The sequence below is a fragment of the Streptomyces sp. NBC_00028 genome (genome assembly GCF_045041065.1).
GTDB lineage: Bacteria > Actinomycetota > Actinomycetes > Streptomycetales > Streptomycetaceae > Streptomyces.
The window spans coordinates 7,025,297-7,050,307 of sequence record NZ_CP108293.1 but is presented as its reverse complement, the minus strand read 5'-3'; the positions used below and the strand labels follow the sequence as shown (position 1 = coordinate 7,050,307).

The 25,011-nt window shown below is 71.1% G+C and carries 20 protein-coding genes, 1 other RNA gene and 2 pseudogenes; 8 read left to right on the top strand and 15 right to left on the bottom strand.

Features of this window, described 5'->3' with window-relative positions:
* Window positions 1-58 precede the first annotated feature (58 nt).
* On the top strand, window positions 59-187 hold the full coding sequence (locus OG885_RS31725; RefSeq protein ID WP_405737687.1) for a DUF6408 family protein: 129 nt from the start codon (window positions 59-61) through the stop codon (window positions 185-187).
* Between the two features lie 53 nt (window positions 188-240).
* Here the strand turns inward: OG885_RS31725 and OG885_RS31720 are convergent, their stop codons facing one another.
* The 6 genes and pseudogenes from OG885_RS31720 to OG885_RS31695 form a co-directional block, all read right to left on the bottom strand.
* Complete coding sequence (locus tag OG885_RS31720; RefSeq protein ID WP_405737686.1) at window positions 241-2,247, bottom strand: DUF2075 domain-containing protein; 2,007 nt, start codon at window positions 2,245-2,247, stop codon at window positions 241-243.
* A 291-nt stretch (window positions 2,248-2,538) separates the two neighbouring features.
* Window positions 2,539-4,449, bottom strand: a complete 1,911-nt coding sequence (locus tag OG885_RS31715) for a DNA/RNA helicase domain-containing protein (RefSeq protein WP_405737685.1) — start codon at window positions 4,447-4,449, stop codon at window positions 2,539-2,541.
* Between the two features lie 237 nt (window positions 4,450-4,686).
* Window positions 4,687-5,093: RNase P RNA component class A (gene rnpB, locus OG885_RS31710), an RNA gene on the bottom strand.
* A 115-nt stretch (window positions 5,094-5,208) separates the two neighbouring features.
* Window positions 5,209-5,922: pseudogene (locus OG885_RS31705) on the bottom strand (DMT family transporter); the annotation flags it as partial.
* Window positions 5,923-5,995: 73 nt separating this feature from the next.
* Entirely contained in the window at window positions 5,996-6,823 is an 828-nt protein-coding gene (locus tag OG885_RS31700) for a helix-turn-helix domain-containing protein (RefSeq protein WP_405737684.1), read from the bottom strand.
* 97 nt (window positions 6,824-6,920) lie between these two features.
* Complete coding sequence (locus OG885_RS31695) at window positions 6,921-8,351, bottom strand: RNB domain-containing ribonuclease (protein ID WP_405737683.1); 1,431 nt, start codon at window positions 8,349-8,351, stop codon at window positions 6,921-6,923.
* Window positions 8,352-8,423: 72 nt separating this feature from the next.
* Here OG885_RS31695 and yaaA point away from each other — a divergent pair, with 72 nt between their 5' ends.
* Both yaaA and OG885_RS31685 read left to right on the top strand, forming a co-directional pair.
* Window positions 8,424-9,209, top strand: a complete 786-nt coding sequence (gene yaaA, locus OG885_RS31690) for a peroxide stress protein YaaA (protein ID WP_405737682.1) — start codon at window positions 8,424-8,426, stop codon at window positions 9,207-9,209.
* Between the two features lie 71 nt (window positions 9,210-9,280).
* A complete protein-coding gene (locus OG885_RS31685) occupies window positions 9,281-9,913 on the top strand; it encodes a bifunctional 4-hydroxy-2-oxoglutarate aldolase/2-dehydro-3-deoxy-phosphogluconate aldolase (protein ID WP_405737681.1) in 633 nt (210 codons plus the stop codon).
* Here the strand turns inward: OG885_RS31685 and OG885_RS31680 are convergent.
* The 3 genes from OG885_RS31680 to OG885_RS31670 are packed head-to-tail and all read right to left on the bottom strand — an operon-like array spanning window position 9,885 to window position 12,824.
* Entirely contained in the window at window positions 9,885-11,174 is a 1,290-nt protein-coding gene (locus OG885_RS31680) for a bifunctional RNase H/acid phosphatase (protein ID WP_405737680.1), read from the bottom strand. The genes OG885_RS31685 and OG885_RS31680 overlap by 29 nt on opposite strands.
* 31 nt (window positions 11,175-11,205) lie before the next feature.
* Window positions 11,206-11,949, bottom strand: a complete 744-nt coding sequence (locus OG885_RS31675; protein WP_405742962.1) for a zinc ribbon domain-containing protein — start codon at window positions 11,947-11,949, stop codon at window positions 11,206-11,208.
* Complete coding sequence (locus tag OG885_RS31670) at window positions 11,946-12,824, bottom strand: Nif3-like dinuclear metal center hexameric protein (RefSeq protein ID WP_405737679.1); 879 nt, start codon at window positions 12,822-12,824, stop codon at window positions 11,946-11,948. Before OG885_RS31670 ends, OG885_RS31675 begins: the two co-directional genes overlap by 4 nt.
* A gap of 187 nt (window positions 12,825-13,011) precedes the next feature.
* On the opposite strand from OG885_RS31670, the gene OG885_RS31665 reads away from it, so the two are divergent.
* Both OG885_RS31665 and OG885_RS31660 read left to right on the top strand, forming a co-directional pair.
* Window positions 13,012-14,262, top strand: coding sequence for a hypothetical protein (locus OG885_RS31665; protein ID WP_405737678.1), 1,251 nt, complete (start codon window positions 13,012-13,014; stop codon window positions 14,260-14,262).
* A gap of 96 nt (window positions 14,263-14,358) precedes the next feature.
* Window positions 14,359-14,517 (top strand): hypothetical protein, encoded by a 159-nt coding sequence (locus tag OG885_RS31660; protein ID WP_405737677.1) that lies wholly within the window; start codon window positions 14,359-14,361, stop codon window positions 14,515-14,517.
* 53 nt (window positions 14,518-14,570) lie between these two features.
* Here OG885_RS31660 and OG885_RS31655 read toward each other — a convergent pair whose 3' ends face one another.
* From OG885_RS31655 to OG885_RS31645, 3 genes are read right to left on the bottom strand one after another with little or no spacing between them, the layout of a single operon-like run.
* Window positions 14,571-15,509 (bottom strand): 3-oxoacyl-ACP reductase, encoded by a 939-nt coding sequence (locus OG885_RS31655; protein WP_405737676.1) that lies wholly within the window; start codon window positions 15,507-15,509, stop codon window positions 14,571-14,573.
* Window positions 15,510-15,521: 12 nt separating this feature from the next.
* Window positions 15,522-16,598, bottom strand: a complete 1,077-nt coding sequence (locus OG885_RS31650) for a Zn-dependent alcohol dehydrogenase (protein WP_405737675.1) — start codon at window positions 16,596-16,598, stop codon at window positions 15,522-15,524.
* A gap of 33 nt (window positions 16,599-16,631) precedes the next feature.
* Complete coding sequence (locus tag OG885_RS31645; protein WP_405737674.1) at window positions 16,632-17,507, bottom strand: MaoC/PaaZ C-terminal domain-containing protein; 876 nt, start codon at window positions 17,505-17,507, stop codon at window positions 16,632-16,634.
* A 268-nt stretch (window positions 17,508-17,775) separates the two neighbouring features.
* Between OG885_RS31645 and OG885_RS31640 the strand changes: the two are divergent.
* Window positions 17,776-19,035, top strand: a pseudogene (locus OG885_RS31640) (sensor histidine kinase); the annotation flags it as partial.
* Window positions 19,036-19,447: 412 nt separating this feature from the next.
* The gene (locus tag OG885_RS31635; protein ID WP_399965935.1) at window positions 19,448-20,080 is read left to right on the top strand and encodes a response regulator; all 633 of its coding nucleotides are present in this window, start codon (window positions 19,448-19,450) and stop codon (window positions 20,078-20,080) included.
* Between the two features lie 21 nt (window positions 20,081-20,101).
* On the opposite strand, the gene OG885_RS31630 is transcribed toward OG885_RS31635, so the two are convergent.
* From OG885_RS31630 to OG885_RS31620, 3 genes are all read right to left on the bottom strand, one after another.
* Window positions 20,102-20,941 carry a hypothetical protein gene (locus OG885_RS31630; RefSeq protein WP_405737673.1) on the bottom strand — a complete coding sequence of 280 codons (840 nt, stop codon included), beginning with the start codon at window positions 20,939-20,941 and terminating at the stop codon, window positions 20,102-20,104.
* Window positions 20,941-21,480 (bottom strand): SigE family RNA polymerase sigma factor, encoded by a 540-nt coding sequence (locus tag OG885_RS31625; RefSeq protein WP_405737672.1) that lies wholly within the window; start codon window positions 21,478-21,480, stop codon window positions 20,941-20,943. The genes OG885_RS31630 and OG885_RS31625 overlap by 1 nt, the downstream gene beginning before the upstream one ends.
* Before the next feature lie 106 nt (window positions 21,481-21,586).
* Window positions 21,587-23,032 carry an MFS transporter gene (locus tag OG885_RS31620; protein WP_405737671.1) on the bottom strand — a complete coding sequence of 482 codons (1,446 nt, stop codon included), beginning with the start codon at window positions 23,030-23,032 and terminating at the stop codon, window positions 21,587-21,589.
* A 138-nt stretch (window positions 23,033-23,170) separates the two neighbouring features.
* On the opposite strand from OG885_RS31620, the gene OG885_RS31615 reads away from it, so the two are divergent.
* Complete coding sequence (locus OG885_RS31615) at window positions 23,171-24,904, top strand: MFS transporter (RefSeq protein ID WP_405737670.1); 1,734 nt, start codon at window positions 23,171-23,173, stop codon at window positions 24,902-24,904.
* Window positions 24,905-25,011: the final 107 nt, after the last annotated feature.

Here is a 25,011-nt window from a genome sequence, read left to right as displayed (position 1 = left end):
CGGATGCCCGGTAGGGCGATCCCTGCCATTCCCAGCTCACGCTCAGGAGTGGAAACCGATGAACCCCGTTGAGTACAAGCTTGCACGTCAGGACCGGATTCGTCAGATTCTGGTCGACGTCACGGTGGGAGTCGTCACCAATCTGTTGGTGACGGCCCTTGCCGTGGTAGCGCGCCTGGTCTTCTGACCGGCAAGGTGGCGGGCCCGGGAGCCCGCCACTCCACCTACCGGCCCGCCGCTTCAGAAAAGAAACATCACTCCGGGCGGGCTGTCCTGCTTCTGACGTTTCCTACGGCGGCGTCGCCCTGGGTCGGGGCGGGGTAGATGTGGCTGTCGCGCCTGCTCGGGCAGGTTCCCCCAGGTGGGTCGCAGACCATGGATCTGGACGTCACCGACGAGATCCTTCAGGTAGTCCCGGGTCTCCGCGTCCGTGGAGTAGAGAACGGTTGCCCGGCTGGCCCGGGTCATCAGCACGTGGTAGGCATGCCGGACGAGTCGGGCGAACTCGTCATCGTCCACGCTCTTCGGTTTCACCTTGGGATCGAACGACCCGGGAACGGCCACCCGCTTGACGCCCGCGTCCTTGTCCGCCCGGTCCTTGCCCCGGCGGAACACCCAGCGGTCGCCACGGCGCACCATGTCCTCGCCCATGATCACACCGCACCAGTCCCACTCCAGACCCTGCGCGGTGTACACACAGCCGATCTGGCCAAGGCCGTTCTCGTGCACGGACCAGATCTTCGAAGGCGGAACGCTCTTGCTCTCACAGAAGGACTCACTGTCCGCGTTCCACGGCCGGTGCCAGTCACCGATCCGCACGTCGCGCTCGAGTCGTTTCTCCTTCCCCCGGGGTTTCGTCCAGGGCCAGCAGTATCCCGCGACCATGCGCGCGGACGCTCCCGCCCCGGCCTCGGTACGGATGATCCGCTCGAGTTCCTCCGGGCTGTCCACGACCTCGATGTGCATGAGTCCGTCCGGGGCCCACACCTCCGGCTCGGCGCCGGACACCCCCAGCGCGCCCCGCACCCAGCGGATGTAGCCGTCGCTGCCGCCACACCGGAACTGCTCCCTCAGGCTGTTGCGGACCAGGACGGCGTCGTAGCGCTTTGCCGCGTCCTCCACGAGAGCGGCGGTGCCCACCTCCTGCGGGCGCACGGACTGGCCCTCGTCCAGGAAGAACACTGTGAGCCGGGAGGCGTCGAGGAGCTCGTCCACCTGAGGCTTGGTGCCCCAGTGCTCAGGCTTCCAGAAGCGGTTGGTCGAGCGGGCACGGAGGCGGTGCGCCTCGTCGCAGATGAGCACGTCCAGAGGCGGGTCGGGTGGGGTGACGAAGTTGCTGAAGTAGGTGAAGGTCTCCTTGAACTCCCGGTCGCCGAAGCCGACATGCTCCTGCAGGGCGCCGTTGAAGGCCCTGCTGCCGCTCGCGTACTTGACCGTGCGGCCCTCGGCCTCCAGTTCGGCCTTGAGCTGGAGACCGATGGCGCTCTTGCCCGTACCTGCGCCTCCCGTGACGAGGAACACCACCCGCCGCTCGTCGGGGAGGAGCGCGGGCTGCCGGCGATCGGGAAGCACCTTGGCGGCAGTCTCGAGTATCTCGTCCGCAACCTTCTTCTGACGGCCGCGCAGGGTGAAGACCGTGTCCTCGCCGTTGGAGCGGATCATGGCATCGAGGAGCGGAGTATTACGCAGGCCCATGCTCCGTAGCAGGATCTCGGCCGCCGAGTCGGCCCCCTCGGCGGCGAAGCTGCTCCGCAGGTCCGACCGCAGTTGGGCGCGTCGGTCGTTCGTGTAGACACGAGCGTAGGAACCGGTCGGCGCGTCCACGCCGATCAGTGGGAGCACGGAAGCATCGGTGGCGTTGTGCAGATAGGCGAAGCCGCCGCACTCGAAGTCCAGTCCGTACAGCGGACCTCTGCGGCTCGTGAACGCCTCGTAGTACTCGCGCAGTTGTAGCGCGGGATGCTTCTTCTCCCCCATGCCGGGGACATGGACCAATTCCGCGGTGGCCCGCTCCACCCGGGTCACTGTCGACCACCGCTTCAGCTCGACGAGTTGGACGGACAGCCCGTTCTCTTCAGGATGATGACCCACGAGGACGACATCGATGAGCCGCGGGGCGCCGGCGCGCTCGGCCTCGTCGAGCGTGGCCGCACACTCGACGACCATCTCGACGTTCCCGCGGTCGGCGGCGACCAGATCCTCGGCAAGGTGCACCAGGCTCTCTGCCCAGGCGGAACGTTCGGTCAACGATGCGTCGGTGCGGAGAAAGTGCTTCCATCTCGCGGCGAGGTGGGGCACCATACGGCGTCTTGAGTTCAGGGTCAGCAGATCCCGCGCTGCCAGTTTCAGCAGGAGCATGGACACGAGGTGGATCCCCCAGGGCACGAGTGAATCTCGTGCGGATGGGGGCATGTCCACGTGGGGAAGCCCGTCGAGCCGCAATGACGCCTGCGATCTTAGGGAAGGGACGTCCTAGCCCGACGCATATGCCACGTCGGTCGGCTGGAAGCACGGACATCATGGCCGAATATCACGCGCTCACTGCCTCAGAAGGCGCTCCTCACGCGCGGCAGGCTGTGGCTTCGGTCGGCCGGACACCAGCTCCCGCAGCTTCTCCCGGGTCTCCGGATCGGTCGAGTAGACGATCGTGCCGACCATGCCCCGCGTCAGCAGCACCTTGTAGGTGTTCCGGATGAGGCGGTCCACGTCGGTGTCCGACGTGGACTTCTTGAAGACGGGGTCCTTGGACGCGGTGCGGTCGGTGACCCAACGGCCGCCCCGCCAGACCAGGTCCGGTCCGATGATGACGCCGGACCAGTCGTACTCGAATCCCTGGGCGGTGTAGACACAGCCGATCTGCCCGAAGCCCGCGGGGTCGGTGGCCCACAGCGCGGACGGAGGCGCGCCGGAGACCGACCGGTCGCCGCGCAGGTTCCAGGGCCGGGCCCAGCCCCCGATGACGACGTCGGGAGGCAGTGGATCACCGGGCTTGGGCTCGGGAGACCACCGCCAGCAGTATCCCGCCGACATGCGGGCACCGTATTTCTCGGCGCGGCGGGCGGCGAGGAATGCCTCGAGTTCTTCGGGGCTGTCGGCGACCAGCAACTGCATGCGGTCGTCGGGCTCCCACACGACCGGCCCTCCGGGCTCGAGGCCGAGGAGCCGGACCACCCAGCGCAGGTAGGCATCGCTGCCTCCGCAGCGGAACTGGCTGTCCAGGGGGACGACATGGCAGTCGATGCCCCGCCTGGACGCGGCCTCACGAATTTCGTCCACGGTACCCATCTCACCGGGGCGCACCACCTGGTGCTCGTCGAGGAAGAAGACCGGTACGTGGGCGACGTCGATGAGTTCGTCGATCTGTGCCCTGCCGGTCCGCAGTGCCGCGCGGGTGTAACGGTTGGCGGAGGTCTCCCGGATGCGGTGCGCCTCGTCACAGATCAGCGCACCCAGGCTGTTCTTCTCCGTGGTCATGAAGCTGTTGAAGTACTTGAAGAGATCCTGGACTTCCCGTTTCCGGGAGCCGGCCACCTTGCGCATCGTCTTGGTGAACGACTGCGAGCCGGTCGCGTGAACCGCTGCCACACCCCTCCGGTAGAGCTCGCCGAGCAGTTGGAGCGCGATCACGCTCTTCCCGGTACCAGGGCCGCCGGTGACAATGACGACTTCCTTGTGATCGGCGCGCTTAGCCCGCTCCACCGCGTTGAGCACCAAGCGGTAGGCGACCTGCTGCTCGTCGAGGAGGACGAACTGCTGCCGCTCCCGCACTTCCTGGGCTGCCACGGACATCAACTGCTTCGACGGCACGGTGGCCCCCGCGAGCAGGTCGTCCGCCGCACGGGCACCGGGGTGCTTGTCACTCAGCTTCGACCGGAGGTAGTCGACGAACGCACCGCGGCGCTCCGCCGTGAAGAGCCGCCCCTGCCCGTCGCCCTCGATCTCCCGCAGCCCGGCCACCCCGAACTCGGTGGCGTTGTGCAGGAAGGCCACTCCGTGGACGCGCTCGCCGTGATCGGCCACGGCGCCGTTGAAGTTGACCAGGTAGTCGCGGTACCGCCGCACCTGCTCGATCGGATTGAGCACGGCGTGCGCATAGGCGTCGACGTGACACAGGGTGGGGTCGTCCTCGTGCGGAGCCGCCTGGCTCCACTGCTTCAGCTCCACCACGACATAGGACGGCTCCTGCGTGGCCGGGTGCACGCCGGCGAGGACGACGTCGGCGCGCTTGCTGTTCAGCGGCAGGGCGTACTCGAGCATCACCTCGACGTCGCCCAGTCCTGCGTCGTTGAGCGCGGCGGTCAGGAGCGGGATGCTGCGTTCCCAGGAACGCATCTCCGAGGCTCCGGGCCGGTAGCCGTGCATATGGACGAACTGCTCGGTGAGGTGCAGGAACAGCGAACCGTCGAGTGCCATGACGGCGACCGTTTTCGCGGACGCACGGAACAGCAAGGACTTCCCCCAGGCAGCACGAAGAGACTCGTGCGGGTGGGGGCATGTCCTTCGAAGCTCCACCGGAGTGGAACGGAAGCCCGTCGGGCCGCGTTGACGATGTGTCCGAGGGTACCCGGCGGCGCTGGCCGCCGTACGGGTGGTCGCCGTGGCGGCGGCACACGCCACACTCGGTTTTCCGATGTCCGAAGGTCAACCGCAAATCGGCTGGCCCGGATTCAGCGCGGAGCGGAAGGGCAGACGAGTCGGGCTGTACGCCGGGTTCTGTCGCCCGGCTGCCTCGCGGCGGCCGGGGAGACGGCCATCCATCTAGGGCCGGTGTTGCCACCGGCCTCGTGCGGTCTACCCAGGGACTCGGGCGGGCAGCCCTCGAACGTCCCCGCAGAGTGCTTTTTACGGCACTCCTTTTGACCTTGCTCCAAGTGGGGTTTACCTAGCTGCCCAGGTCACCCTGGGCACTGGTGGTCTCTTACACCACCGTTTCACCCTTACCGAGGACCGAGGTCCCCGGCGGTCTGTTTTCTGTGGCACTGTCCCGCGGGTCACCCCGGGTGGCCGTTAGCCACCACCTTGCCCTGTGGAGCCCGGACGTTCCTCGGGAAGCCCCCGTCAAGGGGACTCCACGCGGCCGTCCGCCCGGCTCGTCTGCCGTGTCGACCATGTTACCGGGCGGCCAGAGCCCCGGACTCCAGACGCCGTCGCCAGCACCGAGCCCGCCAGGATCAGGGCGAACGCCGCCCCGACGCCCGCCGTCAGGTCCTCGCCCAGGAACAGGGCGCCGGCCGCCACCGCCACCGCCGGGTTGACGTACGTGATCACCGTCGAGCGCGTCGGACCGACCTCCTTGATCAGCTCCAGGAACGCGACGAAGGCCACCGCCGTGCAGATCACCCCCAGCCCGGCCAGCGCCAACACCACCGGGGTGGAGGGCATCGCCGCCGGCCAGGTCATCGCCGCCGGCGTCGCGTACACCAGCGCCGCCAGGCCCAGGCACGACGCCGTGAGCTGCAAGGAGGGGACGTCCCGCAAATGCCGTGCCGCGATCAACGGCGCCGTCGCATAGCCCACCACCGTCACCAGCACCTCCGCCATCGACCGCGCGTCCCCGCCCGTCAGGTGCGGGACCGTCAGGACCCCGACCCCCGCCAGGCCCAGCCCCAGGCCCGTCACCCGGCGCGCCCCCAGCCGCTCCGTGGCGCCGAAGAAGCGGGCCAGCAGCACGCCCACGATCGGCACCCCCGCTATCAGCAGACCCGCCGTCGAGCTGGACAGATGCCGTTCCGCGTCCGTCAGCGTGAACCACGGGCCGATGATCTCGATGCACGCGAACGCCAGCAGCGGCTTCCAATGGGACCTCACCGTCCCCACCAGACCCCGCACCGCGAACGGCAGCAGCAGCGCCGCCCCCAGCGCACACCGCGTGAACACCACGAACGACGGGGACAGCGGAGCCTCCACCGCCACCTTGATCATCAGGTAGGGGATGCCCCAGACCACTCCCATCAGGGAGAACAGGAACCAGCCGCGTGCAGTCATGCGCGCAGTCTCAGCCGGACCCCCGCCCGCCGTCTTGAACGCTGTTGCGGTACGCCGCCGGCGTCACCCCCAGCACCCGCCGGAACCACCTCGTGAGGTGTGCCTGGTCCGCGAAGCCCACGGCGGTCGCCACCTCGGCCGGGCGCAGGCCCGACTCCAGCAGGGTCCGTGCGCGGTGGACGCGGTACTGCGCCAGCCAGGCGTACGGCGGCAGGCCCATCGTCGTACGGAAGGCCCGTAGGAGCTGGTAGCGGGACAGGCCCAGGTCCGTGGCCAGGGCTGCCAGGGAGGGAGGGGTCACCATCTCGTCCGCCAGTCGGTCCCGCACGAGCAACGCGATACCGTCGCCGCCCGGTACCACGTCCCCCGTCGCCCGGGCCGTCGAATGGCGCCGGGCCAGCGCGGTCAGCAGCCACGGCAGCCGGGACTCCGCCTCCAGCGGATCGGGGCAGGCGCTGAGCTCCGTGTGGGTCAGGCGGAGGGCCGTGGCCAGCTCCGGGTCGTCTATCAGGGGCTCACGGAAGTGCGGGAAGCCCAGCGTGCCGTCGGCGAGCAGGGGCGTCTCCGCGTACAGGGCCCGGTACGCGTAACCGTCCGTCGCGTTTCCCGGGCCTCCCGTGTGCACCTCCCCCGGTGCCAGTACGACGATGCTGCCCGGGCCGGTGCGGATGTGCCCGCCCCGGTAGTCGATGATCTCCGAGCCACCCACGCAGACGCCGACCGTGAACTCGTCATGGGCGTGGGGAGCGTAGACATGCTTGTCGAAGCGGGCCGTGAGGAGGTCCAGGCGCGGGCCGCAGCGACCCAGCCGCGCCCGAGTCCACAGTGCCTGCTCCACGCCCCGCCCCCCTGTCCGACGTCCCCTGTCCGTCGTTCTCAGGGTGCAACGCCGGGGTGGTCAGAGAAAGTCCGTCGTCTCCAGGTCGTCCGCAGGATCACGCGGGCACGAAACGCACCCTCGCCGGGTGAGAAGGGTCTGCCTGTGTGAGGCGGACCCGTAGCCGTTCCCCCAGCGGAAGCCCATCCGGACTCTCGACCCTCCCGATCACCGCCGGCGACTCCAACTGCACCACCCCCACCGACGGCCGCCGCTCCTCCACCTCCACCACGCAGCCGTCGAAGACCTCCCCCACCCGGTCCTTCAACAGCGCCGCCTCCACGATGTCGACGCACGCCCGCTCGACCGTGCCCGCCCGTCGGCCGCCCTCGGCCATCTCCTGCGGAAGCGAATCCAACGCCGCCAGCACCCACTCCGGCACCGGCTCCCCCGCCACCGCCGCCAGGCAGAGCTCCGACGCGTACCGGTCGGCCAGGCGGCGCAAAGGGGCCGTGCAGTGGGCGTACGGCGCCGCCACCGCCGAGTGTGTGGTGATCAACGGAAGAACCCCGTCCCGGAAGACCGTGTAACCCGCGCCCCGCAGCAACGTCGTGCACTCCTGCAAGAACGCCGCGTGATGCGGGACGGCCGGGTCCAGGGAGCGGACCAGCGCCGCGTACGACACGTGGTGCGGCCAGTCGATGTGCAGCGCGTGGGCCGTGCGGCGCAGGCGGCCGACCGCGCCGTCGGGGGCGGCGGGAAGCGTGCGGAGTACGCCGGTGCCGTGCGCGAGCATCAGGTCGGCGGCCGCCATGCCTGTGAGCAGGGAGATCTGCGCGTTCCAGCCGTCGGCGGGGAGTGGGGCGCGGTACGTCAGCTCGTAACCCCCCTCCCGCTCTACGATCTCCTGCTCGGGGACGTTCAGGGAGATGCCGCCGCGAGCCACCTCCAGCTCCTCCCGCAGCCGACCGATCACCTTGAGCAGGGCCAGCGGCTCCTCGGCGGTGCCCCCGTCGATCTCCTTCTGTACGCCCTCGTAGTCGAGCTTCGCCCGGCTGCGGACGAGTGCGCGGCGCACGTCCACCGCCACCGTCCGGCCCTCCGCGTCCAGGTCGATTGTCCACAGGGCCGCCGGGCGGGTCTGGCCCGGCAGCAGGCTGGCCGCGCCCTCGCTGAGCTCGGGCGGGTGCAGCGGGACCTTCTCGTCGGGGAAGTAGAGGGTCATCACACGGCGGTGGGTCTCCGCGTCCAGCGCCGATCCGGGTACGACGAACGCGGCGACGTCGGCGATGGCGTACCGGACGCGGTAGCCGGTGCCCCGGCGCGCGAGGTGCATCGCCTGGTCGAGGTCGGTGGACGTCGGCGGGTCGATCGTGAACAGGGGGATGTCGGTGGCGTCGTAGGGCGGGAGTACCGGGGGACGCTCTGCATCGGCCAGCGCCTTGGGCGGATAGGCATCCGGCACTCCGAGTTCGGTGCGCAGTGCGGTGAGCGCGGCCCGGAGAGGGGCTTCGGGGGCGCCGGTCACGCTGATGTGGCGGCGGGGCATACAGCGAGGGTAAGCACATCGGGTCCCCGTACGCTGTGCGGGAGCTCTGCACAAACAGAAGGAGATCCGCCCGTGCTTGTCCTGCTGCCGCCGTCCGAAGGCAAGGCCGCCTCCGGTCGTGGCGCCCCGCTGAAGCTGGAGTCGTTGTCGCTGCCGGGGCTGACCGAGGCCCGGCAGGCCGTGCTCGGTGAGCTCGTGGAGCTGTGCGCCGGGGACGAGGAGAAGGCGCGCGAGGTGCTCGGGCTGAGCGAGGGGCTGCGGGGTGAGGTCGGGAAGAACGCCGAGCTACTGGGGGCCGGGGCGCGGCCTGCCGGGGAGATCTACACCGGGGTTCTCTACGACTCGCTCGGCCTCGCCTCTCTCGACACCGCCGCGAAGAGGCGGGCGGGGCGGCAGCTGCTCGTGTTCTCCGGGCTGTGGGGGGCCGTCGGGGTCGCCGACAAGATCCCCTCGTACCGGTGCTCCATGGGCGTGAGGCTGCCGGGGCTCGGGGCGCTGGGCGCGCACTGGCGGGCGCCGATGGCCGAGGTCATGCCGGAGGCCGCTGGGGCGGGGCTCGTGCTCGATCTGCGGTCCTCCGCGTACGCCGCCGCGTGGAAGCCGAAGGGTGAGGTGGCCGGGCGGACGGCGAGCGTGCGGGTGCTGCACGCGCCGACGCGGAAGGTGGTCAGCCACTTCAACAAGGCGACCAAGGGGCGGATCGTACGGAGTCTGCTGTCGGCGGGCATCGCGCCGGCGGGGCCTGCGGAGCTGGTGGAGGCGCTGCGGGACCTCGGGTACGTCGTGGAGGTCGAGCCGCCGAAGGGGGCGGCCGGGAAGGCCTGGACGCTGGATGTGCTGGTGGACGAGATCCACTAGTCGGCCACCCTGCGATTGCATCCTCTGCAACGCTCGTTGCGCACATCGCTCCGCATCGGCACGATGAAGCCATGAGCGTGCTGGATCTCGCCCCCGTCGTCCCCGTCGTCGTCATCGAGGACGCCTCCGATGCCGTCCCGTTGGCGCGGGCGCTCGTCGCCGGTGGGCTGCCCGCGATCGAGGTGACGCTGCGGACTCCGGCCGCGCTGGATGCCGTACGGGCCATCGCGGCCGATGTGCCGGATGCCGTGGTCGGGACGGGCACCGTCGTGACGCCGGAGCAGGTGACGGCGTCGGTGGCGGCCGGGGCGCGGTTCCTGGTCAGCCCGGGCTGGACGGACGTACTCCTCGAAGCCATGCGGGCGTCCGGGGTGCCGTTCCTGCCGGGGGTGTCGACGGCGTCCGAGGTCGTGGCGCTCCTCGAACGCGGGGTGCGGGAGATGAAGTTCTTCCCGGCGCAGGCCGCGGGCGGGACGGCGTATCTGAAGTCGCTCGCGGGGCCGTTGCCGCAGGCGCGGTTCTGCCCAACGGGCGGGATCGGGGCGGCGAACGCTCCCGAGTATCTGTCCCTGCCCAACGTCGGGTGCGTGGGCGGGACTTGGATGCTGCCCGCGGACGCGATCGCCGCCCGGGACTGGGCGCGGGTCGAGGAACTCGCCCGCGCCGCAGCGGAACTCAGGGACGCAGGTGGGACGTGTCGTTGAAGAGGCGGACGCTGGCGTTGCCGTCGGCGTAGTACGCCACCGCGGAGAGCGAGGCGGCGCTCAGTTCCATGCGGAACAGGGACTCCGGTGGAGCGCCGAGGGCGAGACGTACGAACGTCTTGATGGGCGTGACGTGCGTGACGAGCAGGACCGTACGGCCCGCGTACGTCGCGATCAGCTTGTCGCGGGTGGCGGCGATACGGGTGGCCGTCGCCGCGAAGCTCTCGCCGCCGCCGGTGGGTTCGGCTTCGGGGTCGGCGAGCCAACGGGTGAGGTCGTCGGGGTAACGCTCCCGTACCTCGCCGAACGTCAGCCCCTCCCACGCCCCGAAGTCCGTCTCCCGCAGCCCGTCCTCGACGGTCACGTCAAGCCCGAGGCGCTCCGCCACGGCCGCCGCGGTCTGCCGGGTACGGGCGAGGGGCGACGCCAGGATCTCCTGTACGGTGCCGCGCCGGGCCAGCGCCTCACCGACCAGCCGCGCCTGCTCCCGCCCCACCTCGGACAGCGACGGATCGGTACCGCCACTCCCCGAGAACCGCTTCTGCGGAGTCAACGGCGTCTCCCCGTGCCGCAGCAGCACGAAGGTCGCCGGCGCTCCCATGTCGGCCGGGGCCCAGCCGGCGCTGGCGACGCTCTGAGCCGCCCGCACATCAGCGTCGGCCTTGGCCTTGACGGCTCCGCCGCCCAGACTCCCCGCCGCTCCGCGGCGGACAGACTCACCGGCAGAGGAAAGAGCAGCGGACTTCGCCGCCTCCAGCTCCGCCACCGAAGCCGAAGCCGAACCCGAAGTCGAAGCCGAAGTCGAAGTCGAAGTCGAAGTCGAAGCCGAAGTCGAAGCAGACCACTGCTCCCCCTTCGCCCCCGCGTCCATCGCCTCGTTCGCCAACCGGTCCGCGTGCTTGTTGCGTTCGCGCGGGATCCACTCGTACGTCACCCGGTCCGCCGGGAACACCCGGGACGCCTCCATCGCGAGCGGCTTCATGTCCGGGTGCTTGATCTTCCAGCGTCCCGACATCTGCTCGACGACGAGCTTGGAGTCCATGCGGACGTGCACGGACGCGGCGGGGTCGAGTTCGGCGGCGGCGCGCAGGCCCGCCACCAACCCCCGGTACTCGGCAACGTTGTTCGTCGCGACGCCGATGTACTCGGCCCGCTCCGCCAGCGTCTCGCCCGTCGCCGCGTCGATGACGACCGAGCCGTAGCCCGCGGGCCCGGGGTTGCCCCGGGACCCGCCGTCGGCCTCGACGATGAACTCCCGCACGCGCAACGCTCCTTACAGGACCCTCAGGCCCTTACAGACCCGACTCGGCCGTGCGCACCAGGATGCGGCGGCAGTTCTCGCAGCGGACGACGGTGTCGGGCGCGGCCGAGCGGATCTCGTTGATGTCCGTGATCGCCAGCTCCTGACGGCAGCCCTGGCAGGTCCGCTGGTACAGCTTCGCCGCACCGATGCCGCCCTGCTGCTCGCGCAGCTTGTCGTAGAGCTTGAGCAGGTCCGCGGGGATCGTGCCGGAGATGACCTCGCGCTCCTTGGTGACCGTCGCGACCTCGCCGTCGATGCCCTCGAACGCCGCCTCCCGGCGGGCCGTCGCGTCGTCGATCTTGCCCTGCACCGCGCCGACCCGCTCGGTCAGCTCGGCGACCCGCTCCTGCGCGGACTCACGGCGCTCCATGACCTCCAGGACGATGTCCTCCAGGTCGCCCTGGCGCTTGGCGAGGGAGGCGATCTCGCGCTGGAGGTTCTCCAGGTCCTTCGGGGACGTCACCGCGCCGGAGTCCAGGCGCTGCTGGTCGCGGGCGGCGCGCTGGCGCACCTGGTCCACGTCCTGCTCGGCCTTGGTCTGCTCGCGGGCGGTGTCGCTCTCCTCGGTCTGCGCGGCGACGAGGAGGTCACGCAGCTGCGTGGCGTCCTTGGTCAACGCCTCGATCTCGGCGTGCTCGGGCAGCGACCGGCGCTTGTGCGCGAGCTGCTGGAGGCGGACGTCGAGGGCCTGGACGTCGAGAAGACGGATCTGGTCGGCGGGCGCGGCGTTCAGTTGGGGGCTCCCAGGTCAGTAGGCGTGGTGGACGCCGCGTGGGCGGTCCAGGGGTCGGTGACCGTGCGGGACACATGGACCCTGAGGTCCCATCCCTCCCGGTCGGAGATCTCGTCGAGCTGGGCGGCGGCCAGCTCGCACCAGGGCCATTCGGTGGCCCAGTGCGCCGCGTCGAGCAGCGCGAGAGGACTGTGGGCGCGGGCCTCGGAGGCCGGGTGGTGGCGCAGGTCCGCGGTGAGGAAGGCGTCCACGCCGGCGGCGCGTACGACGTCGAAGAGGCTGTCGCCGGAGCCGCCGCTGACGGCGACCGTGCGCACAACGGCTTCCGGGTCGCCGGCCACACGGATGCCCTGCGCGGTGGCGGGGAGTCGGGCGGCGGCCTTCGCCGCGAACTCCTTCAGCGGCAGCGGGTGGTCCAGCTCGCAGATCCGGCCGAGGCCCCGGCGGCCGCTCGGGTCGGTCGGGTCCGGCACGAGGGGTCGTACGACCCGGAGGTCCAGCGCGCCGGCGAGGGCGTCGGAGACACCCGGGTCGGCGGTGTCCGCGTTGGTGTGGGCGACGTGCAGCGCGATGTCGTTCTTGATGAGGGTGTGGACGGCCCGGCCCTTGAAGTGGGTGGCCGCGACCGTCGTCGTACCGCGCAGATAGAGCGGGTGGTGGGTGACCAGCAGGTCGGCGCCCAGCTTCACCGCCTCGTCGACGATCTCCTGGACCGGGTCGACGGCGAACAGGACCCGCGTGACCTCCTGGTCGGGGTCGCCCACGACGGTGCCGACCGCGTCCCAGGACTCGGCCCGCTCGGCAGGCCAGAGGTTCTCCAGCGCGGCGACGACGTCCGAGAGACGGGGCGGGGAGACTTCAGACAGACGGGGCACGGGAAAAGGCTACCTGGCTGTTCTGTGCCGTTGTACCGGAGCGGGCCGTCGTCGTCCCGTACAGCACAATCGCCCCGGTTTCCTCAGGCGAATCGTTCCTGGGCCATCCCTTTGTGTGAAGCGGTGGGCGCCTAGTCCCCCGCCCGTGCGTGCGAAAACTAGCTTCGTGGCCGGAGGTGACCGAACGATGACGGCCTGTGCGATCGAGCCCACGGCGGCGGACGAGGACGGTACGCCGCAGGCTGGCTGCACGATCACCGCGGACGGCTGCTACGCCGCCCGCCTCACCCTGGACGGCGACTCCTGGTTCCCGGAGCGCTGGACGATGGACGGCCCGGAGCCCTACGCGGTGCCATTGCCCGGCAACCAGCCGGAGGAGCCCGGCACCGAGGTGCAGCCGATGGCCGACGGCCGGGTCCTGATCCGGCGGTTCGCGGACGGACGGCACAACTTCTCGCTGCTCTACCCGACCGGCCCCGGCACCGGCGAGCTGCTCCTGGGCGCGGTCGAGTGCCCGGACGAGGAGACCCGGCTGTGGCTGCTGCCCCCGGCGCCGGGCGGGGAGAGGGCGTACGCCCTCGCCGTGGGCCGGCGGACGAGCGCGGTGTGGCTCGTGGCGGGCGGCACCTTCGGCCCGGAGCACCTCGCGGAGATCCCCGGGCGCTGCTCGGGCGGCGTGTGGCTGGACCGGACCGGGCGGATGCTGGCCCTGGACCGGGAGGTCGGCGGCTGCACCAAGGCGATCGTGGTGGACCTGGAGCGGGGCGGCGAGGTGTCGCCGCTGCTCCAGATCGCGGACGGCAGCGACGACCGGCTGCTGCTGGCCGACCCGGACAGCGGGCTGCTGCTCATCGGCTCCGACGCGCCCTCGCCCGGGCGGCAGCGGCTGGGCTGGGGGGTCATGGGCAGCACGCTGCCGGTGCGCTTCCCGGAGAGCCTGCGGCTGCCGGAGTGCACGGTGACGCCGTTCGCGATCCAGCCGGGGCAGGTGCTGATGCCGGAGAGCTGCGCGGTGGCGCTGCGCATCGACGGGCCGCTGGGCAGCTGGGTCGGGGTGTGGCGGCCGGACGGACGGCAGGTGCACCATCTCGCGGCGCCCGTGGGGTGGTTGGCGGGCAGCGGGCTGTGGACGCGGGACGGGGTGCTGCGACTGCCGTACGCCACGGACGAAGTGCCGTGCGGGGTGGCCGAGTTGACGGCGCCCGAGCGGGAGGCACGAAGAGCCACTGCGAACGGGGGAACCGCGGGGGACGCGGGCCCGGGGGATCCGGACAGGGGCGGGACGGCCGCCGGGGAGACGCCGGGCACGGCGTCGGACTCGGGTACCGGCGGGCCGTCGGAGCCGGATCCCCCGGAGCCCGCCGTGGCCGTGGAGCCTGTCGCACCGCGTCCGGTGCCGCTCGGGAAAGCGCCTCTGGGACGTCTTGTAACGAACTAGTGCCGGTTGGCGTGGCCGCCTGGATTCGGCCCGTGGGGTGCCGGTTAAACTCGCCCGGCTGTAAGAAAGATCATGTTGACGGGGTGAGTTCTTCCGATGAGCGACGCACGCACGATCCAGCCGCCGCACACCGATTCCCAGGGTGCCTCCGGCCACGGCCGGCACCGCGGTCAGGTCTCGGCACAGGACGGCGATTCGGCCCCTCGTGGCCGGCACCGCAAGCCGGCCGAGGAGAAGACCGAGTCGGCGGCCTAGGGACGACGCAGGACGAAGGCCCCGCCCACCTCCGAGGTGGGCGGGGCCTTCGTCTACTCGCGCTTGAGTCCCAGTACTTCCACCGCCCCGAACGTCTCCCCGTCCGCCCGTTCCGCGAAGTGCGGAGTGAGGGCCGCGTCGAGTTCGTCGTACGTGAACGTCTCCTGCTTGCTGTCGAACTTGGCCTGCACCCGCGGCCGTTCGACCACGGCGACCATCCCGCCGTGGACGACGAGCAGTTGTCCGTTGACGCGGGCGGCGGCCGGTGCGGCCAAGTAGCCGACGAGCGGGGCGACATGCTCGGGGGCGAGCGGGTCCAGCCGGTCCTCGGGGAGTTCGAAGCCCGCGAAGACGTCCTCGGTCATCCGGGTGCGGGCGCGCGGGCAGATGGCGTTGGCGGTGACGCCGTACTTGGCGAGGGCGAGCGCCGTGGAGGTGGTCAGTCCGACGATGCCGCCTTTCGCGGCGGCGTAGTTGGGCTGTCCGGCCGAGCCCGCGAGGAACGCCTCCGAGGAGGTGTTCACGATCCGCCCGTACACCCGCCCCCCGGCGTCCTTGGCCCGGGCGCGCCAGTGCGCGGCCGCGAAGCGGGTCGTGTTGAAGTGGCCCTTGAGGTGGACGCGGATGACCGCGTCCCACTCCCCCTCGCTCATCGAGAAGACCATGCGGTCCCGCAGGATGCCGGCGTTGTTGACGAGGATGTCGAGCTTGCCGAACTCGGACACGGCCAACTCCACCAGTTCCCGCGCCTGTTGGAAGTCGGCGACGTCCCCGGTGTGGGCGAGCGCCCGGCCGCCCGCCGCGCGGATCTCCGCGGCGACCTCCTCGGCGGGGCCCGTGGAGGCCGCGCCGGAGCCGTCGCGCCCCGGTTGCCCGAAGTCGTTGACGACGACGGCGGCGCCGAGCCGGGCGAGTTCGAGCGCCTCGGCCCGGCCCAGGCCGCGTCCGGCGCCGGTGACGATCGCGGACAGCCCCTCAAGTGGCAGTGACATGGCCTGGGTTCCTCAGATCTCGATGCACGTACGGAGCGCGGTGCCCGTGCGCATCTGGTCGAGGGCCTCGTTGATCTCGGTGAGCGGCACCCGGTGGGTGATGAGCCCCTCCAGGTCGATCCGGCCGGCCCGCCACAGGGCGATGGTCCGCTCGTAGGAGGTCAGGACGTCACCGCCGCCGTACATGGACGGCAGGATGCGCTTCTCGTCGAAGAACAGCTCGAACATGTTGAGCTGGAGGAAGTCGTCCATGGCGCCCGCGCCGACGACGACCAGGGTGCCGCCGCGGCGGGTGTTCTCGTAGGCCGTGCGGGCGGTGGCGGACTTGCCGACGACCTCGAAGACGTAGTCGAAGCCTTCGCCGGCGGTGACCTGTTGCTTGGCGTCGGCCAGCTCGTCGGGCGAAACGGCCCTGGTGGCGCCGAACTTGAGGGCGGACTCGCGCCGGGAGACGACCGGGTCGACGGCGACTATCTCGGCCGCGCCCTTGAGCCTGGCCCCCTGGATCGCGGAGATACCGACGCCGCCGCAGCCGATGACGGCGACGGACGAACCGGCTTCCACGTCAGCGGTGTTGAGGGCGGCGCCGAGTCCCGTGGTCACCCCGCAGCCGATGAGCGCGGCGATGTCGAAGGGCACGTCGTCGGGGATCGGCACCGCGCATCCGGCGTCGACGACGACCTCCTCGGCGAAGGTGCCGGTACCGGCGAAGCCGAACAGATCGCCGCCGGGCCGCTTGAAGTTGGGGGTGCCGGCGTTCATGAACCCGGCCAGACACAGTTCGGTCTGGCCGCGCTTGCAGGCGGGACAGACACCGCAGGCGGGCAGCCAGCAGACCACGACCCGGTCCCCGGCCTTCACGTTCCCCACGCCCTCCCCGACTTCGATGATCTCGCCGGCGCCCTCGTGCCCCGGCACGAAGGGTGCGGGCTGTGGCAGGACGCCGCCCATCGCGGACAGATCGGAGTGGCACAGGCCGGTGGCCCGTACCCGGATCCGCACCTTGCCCGGGCCGAAGCCCACCGCCTCGACGTCGTCGAGGACCTCCAGCTTGTCCTGGCCGATCTCGTGCAGTACGGCTGCGCGCATGGTGCGGCTCCCCTCGTGCAGGGTTCTTGGGACTCAGGTGTGTGCGACGGTCGTGTCGGCGAGGACGAGCGCGTCGTCCCGCTCGACGGCGCTGACGGCGACGCGGGTGGACGTGGGCGAGTGCCACATACGGATGCGCAGGGTCTCGCCCGGGTAGACGACCCCGGCGAACCGGGTGTCGTACGACCGCACCCGTGTCACGTCCCCGCCGAGCAGGGTGTCGACGACGGCCTTGAGCGCGATCCCGTAGGTGCACAGCCCGTGCAGGATGGGCCGTTCGAACCCGGCGACCTTGGCGAACTCGGGGTCGGCGTGCAGTGGGTTCCAGTCGCCGGAGAGGCGGTAGAGCAGCGCCTGGTCGGGACGGACGGCCCGCTCGACGACCCGGTCGGGTTCACCGGTGGGCGGTTCGAGACGGGCGGACGGCCCGCGGTCGCCACCCCACCCGCCCTCCCCCCGTACGAAGATCTGGGCGTCGTTGGTCCACAACGGCCCCTCGGTGTCCGCGACTTCGGTGCGCATGACGAGGACGGCCGCCTTGCCCTTGTCGTGGATCGCGGCGATCCGGCCGGTGGCGGTCGCGGTGCCGTCGACGGGCAGGGGGCGGTGGATCGTCAGCGACTGTCCGCCGTGCAGCACCCGGGCCAGGTCGACCTCGATGCCGGGCATGGACAGGCCGCTGATCACGCCGGGTGATCCGGAGCCGGCGACCGTGGCGAAGCTCGGCAGGACGTGGAGCCGGGACTCCAGGGTGTAGCGCAGCTCGTCCGGGTCGGTGGCGGGACTGGCCTTGTCGGGGTTCGCGCCCGCACCGATGCCGAGGTGGTAGAGCTGGACGTCCTTGGAGTTCCAGGAGATCTCACCGGAACGGGGTTCGGCGGCAAGGGCCTTGGCGGCGTCGATGGGCAAGGCGGCTCCCTCGGGTTCGGAGTCGGGTTCGGAGAGGGGCTCCGAGACCTCGGTGCGGCCGTCCGCACCGTCGGCCGCACCGAGGTCGTCACGGGCCGATCTAGAACGCGTTCCAGTCCGGCGCCCCCTGTATAGCCCAGCGCACGGGAGTTGTGAAGACTCCTGACGGGGTGTCAGCTCGGTGTCCCCGGCCGTATGACATTTGTCCTGCGGGATTCCGTACGACTGGCTCTGCCGTGCGGGTGGGTGGGGTTCGTAGCGTGGAGCCATGACACAGGGGATGCAGGGCATGCGGCGCGTGCGGGAGACATGGAACAAGTGGCACTGGTGGGAGTCGGCGTCCTGCAGCCTCGAGGCACGCCAGGCCCGCAAGTCGTCGGAGGCGCCCGGCCCGCCGCCCACCGGGTTCGCGCTCCTCCCCTGGCTGCTGCTCGGGATGGGCGCGTTCTCCAACCTCTTCCAGGCGGGCACGCGGCAGCCGGTGCTCGGCGGCATCGGCCTGTTCGTCTTCAACTCCCTCTACATCTACGTCGTCTTCCGCGCGTTCACGAAGCAGACCCGGGAGGCCCGCTCGACCCGGGTGGCCCTGGTCCTCATGGGCCTGGTCACCTGCACCCTGGCCCTCGGCTACGGCGGCAGCTGGCTGTACTTCTTCCCCCTGCTGGGCCTGGCCACCGGGTCCGTGACCCGTGGGCCGTGGCTCGGCAGGACCGGCCTGGCCCTGACCGCCCTGGCGGCGGCCGTCTCCACCTACCGGGACGGCTGGGACGCGGTGAACATCGCCTACGCCACGTTCCTGTCGACGATGGTGACGGCGGCGATCCTGTCCCTGTCCGAGGCGGTACGGGAACTGCGCGCCGCCCGCGAGGAACTGGCCCGGCGCGCGGTCGAGGAGGAACGCCTGCGGTTCTCCCGCGACCTGCATGACCTGCTCGGTCACACCATGTCCGTGATCGTGGTCAAGTCGGAGGCGGCCCGCCGCCTGGCCCGCCGCGACCTGGACGCCGCCCTCGCCCAGATCACCGACATCGAGTCCGTCGGCCGCCAGGCCCTCACGGAGATCCGCGAGGCGGTGACCGGCTACCGCGAGGGCAGCCTCGGCACGGAGCTCGACCGCGCGAGGTCGGTCCTGGAGGCCGCGGGCATCGAACCCGCCGTCCACCACTCCGGCCCACCCCTGGCCGCCCAGACAGAGGTGCTGCTGGGGTGGGTGGTCCGGGAGGCGGTGACCAATGTGCTGCGGCACGGGCGGGGCGTCACGCGGTGCGAGATCTCGGTGGAAGGGGAGGCTGAGGGGGTTCGGGTGCGGGTGGTTGACGACGGGGAGGGGCGCGGGGCATCGGAAGGAGCGACGGCCGGGGACATGGGTTCGCGCGGGGTGGTCGGGGGTACCGGCCTGCGGGGGCTGGAGGAGCGGCTTGCCGCGGCGGGGGGCCGGTTGACGGCCGGGACGGCGGGGGCTCGGGGCGGGTTCGTGGTGACGGCGGAGTTGCCGGTGGGGGGCGGGGACGTGGGGACGGCGGGCTCGCCCGGAACTGTGGCGGACACGAGCATGGGCACGGGCCTGGCGGTCGCGCGCGAGACCGTGGAGAACACGGGTACGTCGGCCGACCCCGGGCGCGTGGACGACACCGGGACGAGGGTCACGTCCGAGGCTGTGGCGGACACCGACACGGCGGTCGCATCCGAAGCCACCGCCGACACAGGCACGCCAGCCGCGCCCGAAGCCATGGCCAACACACCCACGCCAGCCGCCCCCGAGCCCGTGACCGACATGGGCACGCCGGCCGACCCCGGACCCGCGGACGGCATCAGGACCCCGGCCGCATCCCATGACGTGGCCGACACCGGCACCGCGGTCACGGCCGCGTCCCTCCGAGGGTGAGCCCGCATGCCAAGCGGCCCGGTCCCCCTCGCCCTACCCTTGGGCCGTGAACGAGATGCCGCGGGATCATCGGCCTGCCAAGTCCATTCGGGTGCTCCTCGCCGAGGATCAGGGCATGATGCGGGGCGCTCTCGCGCTGCTGCTCGGGATGGAGGCGGACATCGAGGTGGTCGCCCAGGTCGGGGCCGGTGACGCGATCGTGGACGCGGCGCTGATCCACCGCCCGGACGTGGCGCTCCTCGACATCGAACTGCCGGGCAAGAGCGGCCTGGACGCCGCCGCCGAGCTCCGCGACCAGGCCCCCGACTGCCGGGTGCTGATCCTGACCACCTTCGGCCGCCCCGGCTATCTGCGCCGGGCCATGGAGGCCGGGGCCGCTGGTTTCCTGGTGAAGGACGGCCCCGTGGAGGAACTGGCCGCGTCGATCCGCCGCGTACTGACCGGTGAGACGGTCATCGACCCCGCCCTCGCCGCGGCCGCCCTCAGCGCCGGACCCAACCCTCTGACGGCTCGTGAGGTCGAGGTCCTCGGCGCGTCCGCGGACGGCGCGACGGTCGCCGACATCGCTGACGCCCTCCATCTCTCGGAGTCCACGGTCCGCAACTACCTCTCCGCCGCCATCGGCAAGACAGGCACCCGCAACCGGACCGAGGCACTGCGGGAGGCCCGGCAGCAGGGCTGGTTGTAGTGCCCGTCCCGCCGCCCCCTATTACCCCGCCGCCGGCACCTGCCTCTCCGTCACGTCCGCAGACTTGTACTCCGTCCCCTTCGGCGCCAAGCACACGAACCAGTCCACCGGCGAACCCTCGGCCCTGCGGATCGCCGGCTGGTCGGTGGCGACCTCCGTGTCCTTCCCCGGGCGGTCGACCTTGGTCGCCGTTCCGTTCTTCCAGGTGCACGTGACCTGCTCGGCGTCCCTGCCGACCATGCCGATGACCAGACGCTCCACATGCTCGTCCGTGGTCCTGAAGGGAATCGCGGCGGATTCGACGTCCGTCCCCTTCATCGGGATGTCGGTCTCGTCGAACGCGTCCTCGTAGACACCCCGGCTCTCGTCGTCACCGTCCCTGAGGTACGTCACGTACGAGCTCTTGCCGATCAGTTCGGAGGCCTTGGTCACGCCCGTCGGGATGTGGCCGGACAGGGCCATCGCCTGGAGCTGTCCCTCGGCCTGCGCCTTGTCGCGCGGTGTCGCCCAGACGTCGATGACGACCTTCCAGGACTTCCCGTCCTCGACGCCGCTCGCGAGCGTCGTGCGCTGCGGGGTGAACAGGTCCGCCGGAGCCGTCGCCGGGGCCTCGGTCGCCGCCGGGCCCACCGTCCCGCCGCCTCCCGGCAGCCCCGCCACCGCCAGCGTCGCCGAGGAGCCGGCGATCACCAGGGCGGTGGCCGTGGCCACGGCCCAGCGGCGGGCCTTGCGGCGGCGGCCGCCCCGGATGACCGCCTGGTAGGGGGCTATGCCGATCTCCACCTCGTCCGTGGCCTCGGTCAGCAGGGTGGTGATGTCGCTGTTCGTCATGTCGTGGTTCGTCTCCCGGTCCGCGCTCATCACTGCCGCCCTCCCTGCGTCGCCATGTCGACCAGCCCCGGTATGGCCCGGAGTTTCGCGATCCCCTTGGCCGCGTTGCTCTTCACCGAGCCGACGGAACAGCCCATCGCCTCGGCGGTCTGGGTCTCGGTCAGGTCCTCCCAGTAGCGCAGGACCACGGCCTCGCGCTGCCGCGGCGGCAGTTGGGCCAGCGCCTTCAGCAGGGCGCTGCGGTCCTCGGCCTGCGCGATGCGGTCACCCGTGTCGGCGATCTCGCGCGCCAGGCCCGAGTCGTCCTTGGGCGCCAGGAACTCCCTGAGTTTCCTGCGGTGCCGACGGGCGTGCGCGTTGATCATCACGCGCCGTACATACGCCTCCGGGTCGTCGGCCGAGCCGACCCTGCGCCAGGCCACGTACACCTGCTCCAGGGTCGACTGGACCAGGTCCTCCGCGGCGTGCTGCTCCCCCGTGAGGAGAAATGCCGTTCTCATCAGCCGCGGCCAGCGGCCGATGACAAAGCTCTGGAACTCCGCGTCCCGAGCCTCCTTGCGATCCCCCATGGGCACCTCCTAGATATTCAAAGGAGTCCATGAGCCGCCCGGACCGTTGCCTCCCTTCGACGACTTCGCAGAAATCCTTCAGCACACCTCCGTCTGCACAAATCCTTCAGCTCGACGAGCCCGAGGACACCCTCCGCGGCAGCCACAGCAGCATCAGCAGCACACCGCCGGCCAGCACCCCGGCCCCGGTGCGGAACACCAGCGCGTACCCCTCGGTCAGCCCCTCGGGGCTCAGGTCGCCGCCCGTCCGGGACGCCGCGATCGTCGACATCACCGCGAGCCCCAGCGAGCCGCCCATCGTCCGCGAGGTGTTGACCAGCCCCGACACCAGCCCGGCCTCCCCCGGCGCCGCCCCCGAGGTGGCCAGCGCGGCCAGGGGTGTAGTCGCCAGTCCCGCGCCCAGCATCATCAGGATCCCGGGGCACATGATCGCCACCACGTACCCCCCGTCGACGCTCAGCGTCGACTGCCAGGCGAAGCCGACCGCCGCCACGCACGTTCCCAGGACCGCCACCTTCCGCGCGTCCAGCGCCCGCATCAGCCGCGGTGCCGTCTTCGAGCCCAGGATCACGGCCAGGGAGCTGGGCACGAGGGCGACCCCGGCCTCCAGCGGCGAGTAGCCGAGGACGTTCTGCACGTACAGCGTCATGAAGAACCACATGCAGAACATCGCCGAGCCGGACAGGAACATGGCGGCGTTCGCCGAGGCCACGGACCGGAGCCTGAGCAGTCCGAGCGGCATCAGCGGGGCGGTGGTCCGGGCTTCGACGGCGAGGAAGAGACCGATCAGCGCGGCCCCGGCGAGCAGCGGCACCACCGTCGCCGCCGACGCCCATCCCTCGGCCTCGGTCTGGGAGATGCCGTACGCCAGCGTCGCCAGCCCGGCCGTCACCAGGACCGCGCCCGGCAGGTCGAGCCGCCGCCCGTCCCCGGCCCGGCTCTCGCTCAGCCACCACAGCGCGCCCAGGAGCACGAGGGCGCCGACGGGCACGTTGATCAGCAGTGTCCAGCGCCATGACCACACGTCGACGAGCGCGCCGCCGACCAGCCCGCCCGCCGCACCGCCGCCTCCGCCGACCGCCGTCCAGGTGGCTATGGCACGCGCGCGTGCGGGCCCCTCGGGGACGGCGGACGTCACGATCGTCAGCGTCGAGGGCGCGAGCACCGCCGCGCCGAGCCCCTGCACGGCCCGGGCCAGCAGCAGCTGCCAGCCGTCCTGGGCCAGTCCGCCGGCCAGCGAGGCCAGCGTGAACAGAGCGAGCCCGACCAGGAACATCCGCTTGCGCCCGTACAGGTCGCCGGCCCGCCCGCCGAGCAGCATGAACCCGGCGAAGGCGATCGCGTACGCGTTCACCACCCACTGCAACCCGGACGCGCTCATGCCCAGGTCCGCCCGCATCGACGGCAGCGCCACGTTGACGACGGACACGTCCAGGACGACGAGGAACTGTCCGGCACACGCGAGCGCCACCACCACCCAGGCGGGCGGAGCGGTACGACGAGGGGGCGCGGCTGCGGTGGGCACTTCGGCGGCTCGGGACATGGGTGTCATGCTCTCAACCGCCGTGCGCCCCTTGCATCGGGATTTAGGTCTAGGCCCACAGACTCATACGTCAAGAGAAGATAAAGAAATCGTTAGCTGGCCGAAGCATCGGAATAGTTGCCCTGGCACACCGAGTTCATTGCTCACATGAGACCTACGCCGACCGACCAGCCCACCCGCACAGCAAGCGGCGCCGTCGTCCCGGTGCTCGCGTTCGCGGGCATCGTCGTCGCGGTGATGCAGACCCTGCTCGTCCCCGTCATCAAGGACCTGCCGCAGCTGCTGGACACCGCCCCCAGCAACGCCACCTGGGTCCTGACCTCGACCCTCCTGTCGGGTGCCGTGGCCACGCCGATCATGGGCCGCCTCGGCGACCTGTACGGCAAGCGCCGCCTGCTCATCGCCAGCCTCGCGGTGATGGTGGTCGGCGCGCTCGTCAGCGCGCTCACCAGCGACCTCGTCCTGATGATCGTCGGCCGTACCCTCCAGGGCTTCGCCATGGGCGCGATCCCCCTCGGCATCGGCCTGATGCGCGACATGCTCCCCCGCGAGAAGCTCGGCTCGGCGATGGCCCTGATGAGCTCCTCCATCGGCGTCGGCGGCGGCCTGGCCCTCCCCCTCGCGGCCCTGATCGCCCAGCACGCCGACTGGCACGCCCTCTTCTACGGCGCGGCCGGCCTCGGCGCGCTCGCCATCGTCCTCACCCTCCTCGTCGTACCGGAATCGACGATGCGCGCGAAAGGCACCTTCGACCTCCTCGGCGCCCTCGGTCTCTCCACCGGCCTGGTCCTCTTCCTCCTGCCCATCACCAAGGGCAGCGACTGGGGCTGGACCTCCGGCACCACGCTCGGCCTGTTCGCCGCGTCGGCCCTCGTCCTGCTCCTGTGGGGCGTCTACGAGCTCCGCACCAAGGCCCCCCTCGTCGACCTGCGCACCACGGCCCGCCCCGCGGTCCTCTTCACCAACCTGGCCTCGATCATGGTCGGTGTCTCCTTCTACGTCGTCTCGCTCGTCCTTCCCCAGCTCCTCCAGCTCCCGAAGGCCACCGGATACGGTCTCGGCCAGTCGATGGTCGTCGCCGGACTGCTGGTCGCGCCGCTGGGCCTGACGATGATGGTCACGGCGCCCGTCTACGCCCGTCTGTCCGCGAAGTACGGCCCCAAGTTCACCCTCATCCTCGGCATGCTGATCATCGCGATCGGCTACGGGGCGGGCCTCGGCCTGATGAGCGCGGCCTGGCAGAGCCTGGTCATCGCGGTCGTCCTGGGTGCGGGCATCGGTCTCGCGTACTCCTCGCTCCCCGCCCTCATCGTCGGCGCGGTCCCGGCGTCGGAGACGGGCGCGGCGAACGGCCTCAACACCCTGATGCGTTCCATCGGTACGTCGGTGTCCAGCGCCGTCATCGGCATGGTGCTCGCCAACACCGCGAACACCGTGAACGGCGTCGCGATCCCCACGATGCACGGCTTCCGCGTCTCCTTCCTCATCGCGACCGGCGCGGTGGCGATCGGGCTGGTGATGGCTCTGTTCCTGCCGAAGCCGGACCGGGCGCCGCAGTTGCGGGCGAGCAGCGAGGAGGAGGAGAACCTGGCGCGTGCGGAGGCTGTTCTGCGGGGGTTTCGGGGCCGGGTTCTCGGCGCCGACGGCGTTCCCGTCGCCCGTGCGAAGGTGACGCTCATCGACCGGCGGGGGCGGCAGGCGGGGGCGACGCTCTCGGCTGAGGACGGCAGTTACGCGCTGGCCGTGCCGGCGCAGGGTGCGTATGTGCTGGCCGCACGGGCCTCCGGGCATGGTCCGCTTGCCTCGTCCGCGAGCCATGCGGGTGACGACAGTGCCGTGGACCTGGATCTTTCGTTGCCCGGTGAGACGGTGACCGCGTAGGGGTTCGCTCTCGAGTGCGGGCGCGTGGGGGCTGGTCGCGCCCACGCGGCGGAGCCGCAGGTTGATACAGCCCCGCGCCCCTAAAAACGCCCCCGTCACCCGGCGTG

What these genes read in the sequence shown, in the direction of transcription:
- OG885_RS31725 (WP_405737687.1), top strand. Translation starts at nt 59, where the DNA reads ATGAACCCCGTTGAGTACAAGCTTGCACGTCAGGACCGGATTCGTCAG.
- OG885_RS31695 (WP_405737683.1), bottom strand. Translation starts at nt 8,351, where the DNA reads ATGCCCCGCCGCCACATCAGCGTGACCGGCGCCCCCGAAGCCCCTCTC.
- OG885_RS31685 (WP_405737681.1), top strand. Translation starts at nt 9,281, where the DNA reads ATGAGCGTGCTGGATCTCGCCCCCGTCGTCCCCGTCGTCGTCATCGAG.
- OG885_RS31665 (WP_405737678.1), top strand. Translation starts at nt 13,012, where the DNA reads ATGACGGCCTGTGCGATCGAGCCCACGGCGGCGGACGAGGACGGTACG.
- OG885_RS31660 (WP_405737677.1), top strand. Translation starts at nt 14,359, where the DNA reads ATGAGCGACGCACGCACGATCCAGCCGCCGCACACCGATTCCCAGGGT.
- OG885_RS31655 (WP_405737676.1), bottom strand. Translation starts at nt 15,509, where the DNA reads ATGTCACTGCCACTTGAGGGGCTGTCCGCGATCGTCACCGGCGCCGGA.
- OG885_RS31650 (WP_405737675.1), bottom strand. Translation starts at nt 16,598, where the DNA reads ATGCGCGCAGCCGTACTGCACGAGATCGGCCAGGACAAGCTGGAGGTC.
- OG885_RS31635 (WP_399965935.1), top strand. Translation starts at nt 19,448, where the DNA reads ATGCCGCGGGATCATCGGCCTGCCAAGTCCATTCGGGTGCTCCTCGCC.
- OG885_RS31630 (WP_405737673.1), bottom strand. Translation starts at nt 20,941, where the DNA reads ATGAGCGCGGACCGGGAGACGAACCACGACATGACGAACAGCGACATC.
- OG885_RS31625 (WP_405737672.1), bottom strand. Translation starts at nt 21,480, where the DNA reads ATGGGGGATCGCAAGGAGGCTCGGGACGCGGAGTTCCAGAGCTTTGTC.
- OG885_RS31620 (WP_405737671.1), bottom strand. Translation starts at nt 23,032, where the DNA reads ATGACACCCATGTCCCGAGCCGCCGAAGTGCCCACCGCAGCCGCGCCC.
- OG885_RS31615 (WP_405737670.1), top strand. Translation starts at nt 23,171, where the DNA reads ATGAGACCTACGCCGACCGACCAGCCCACCCGCACAGCAAGCGGCGCC.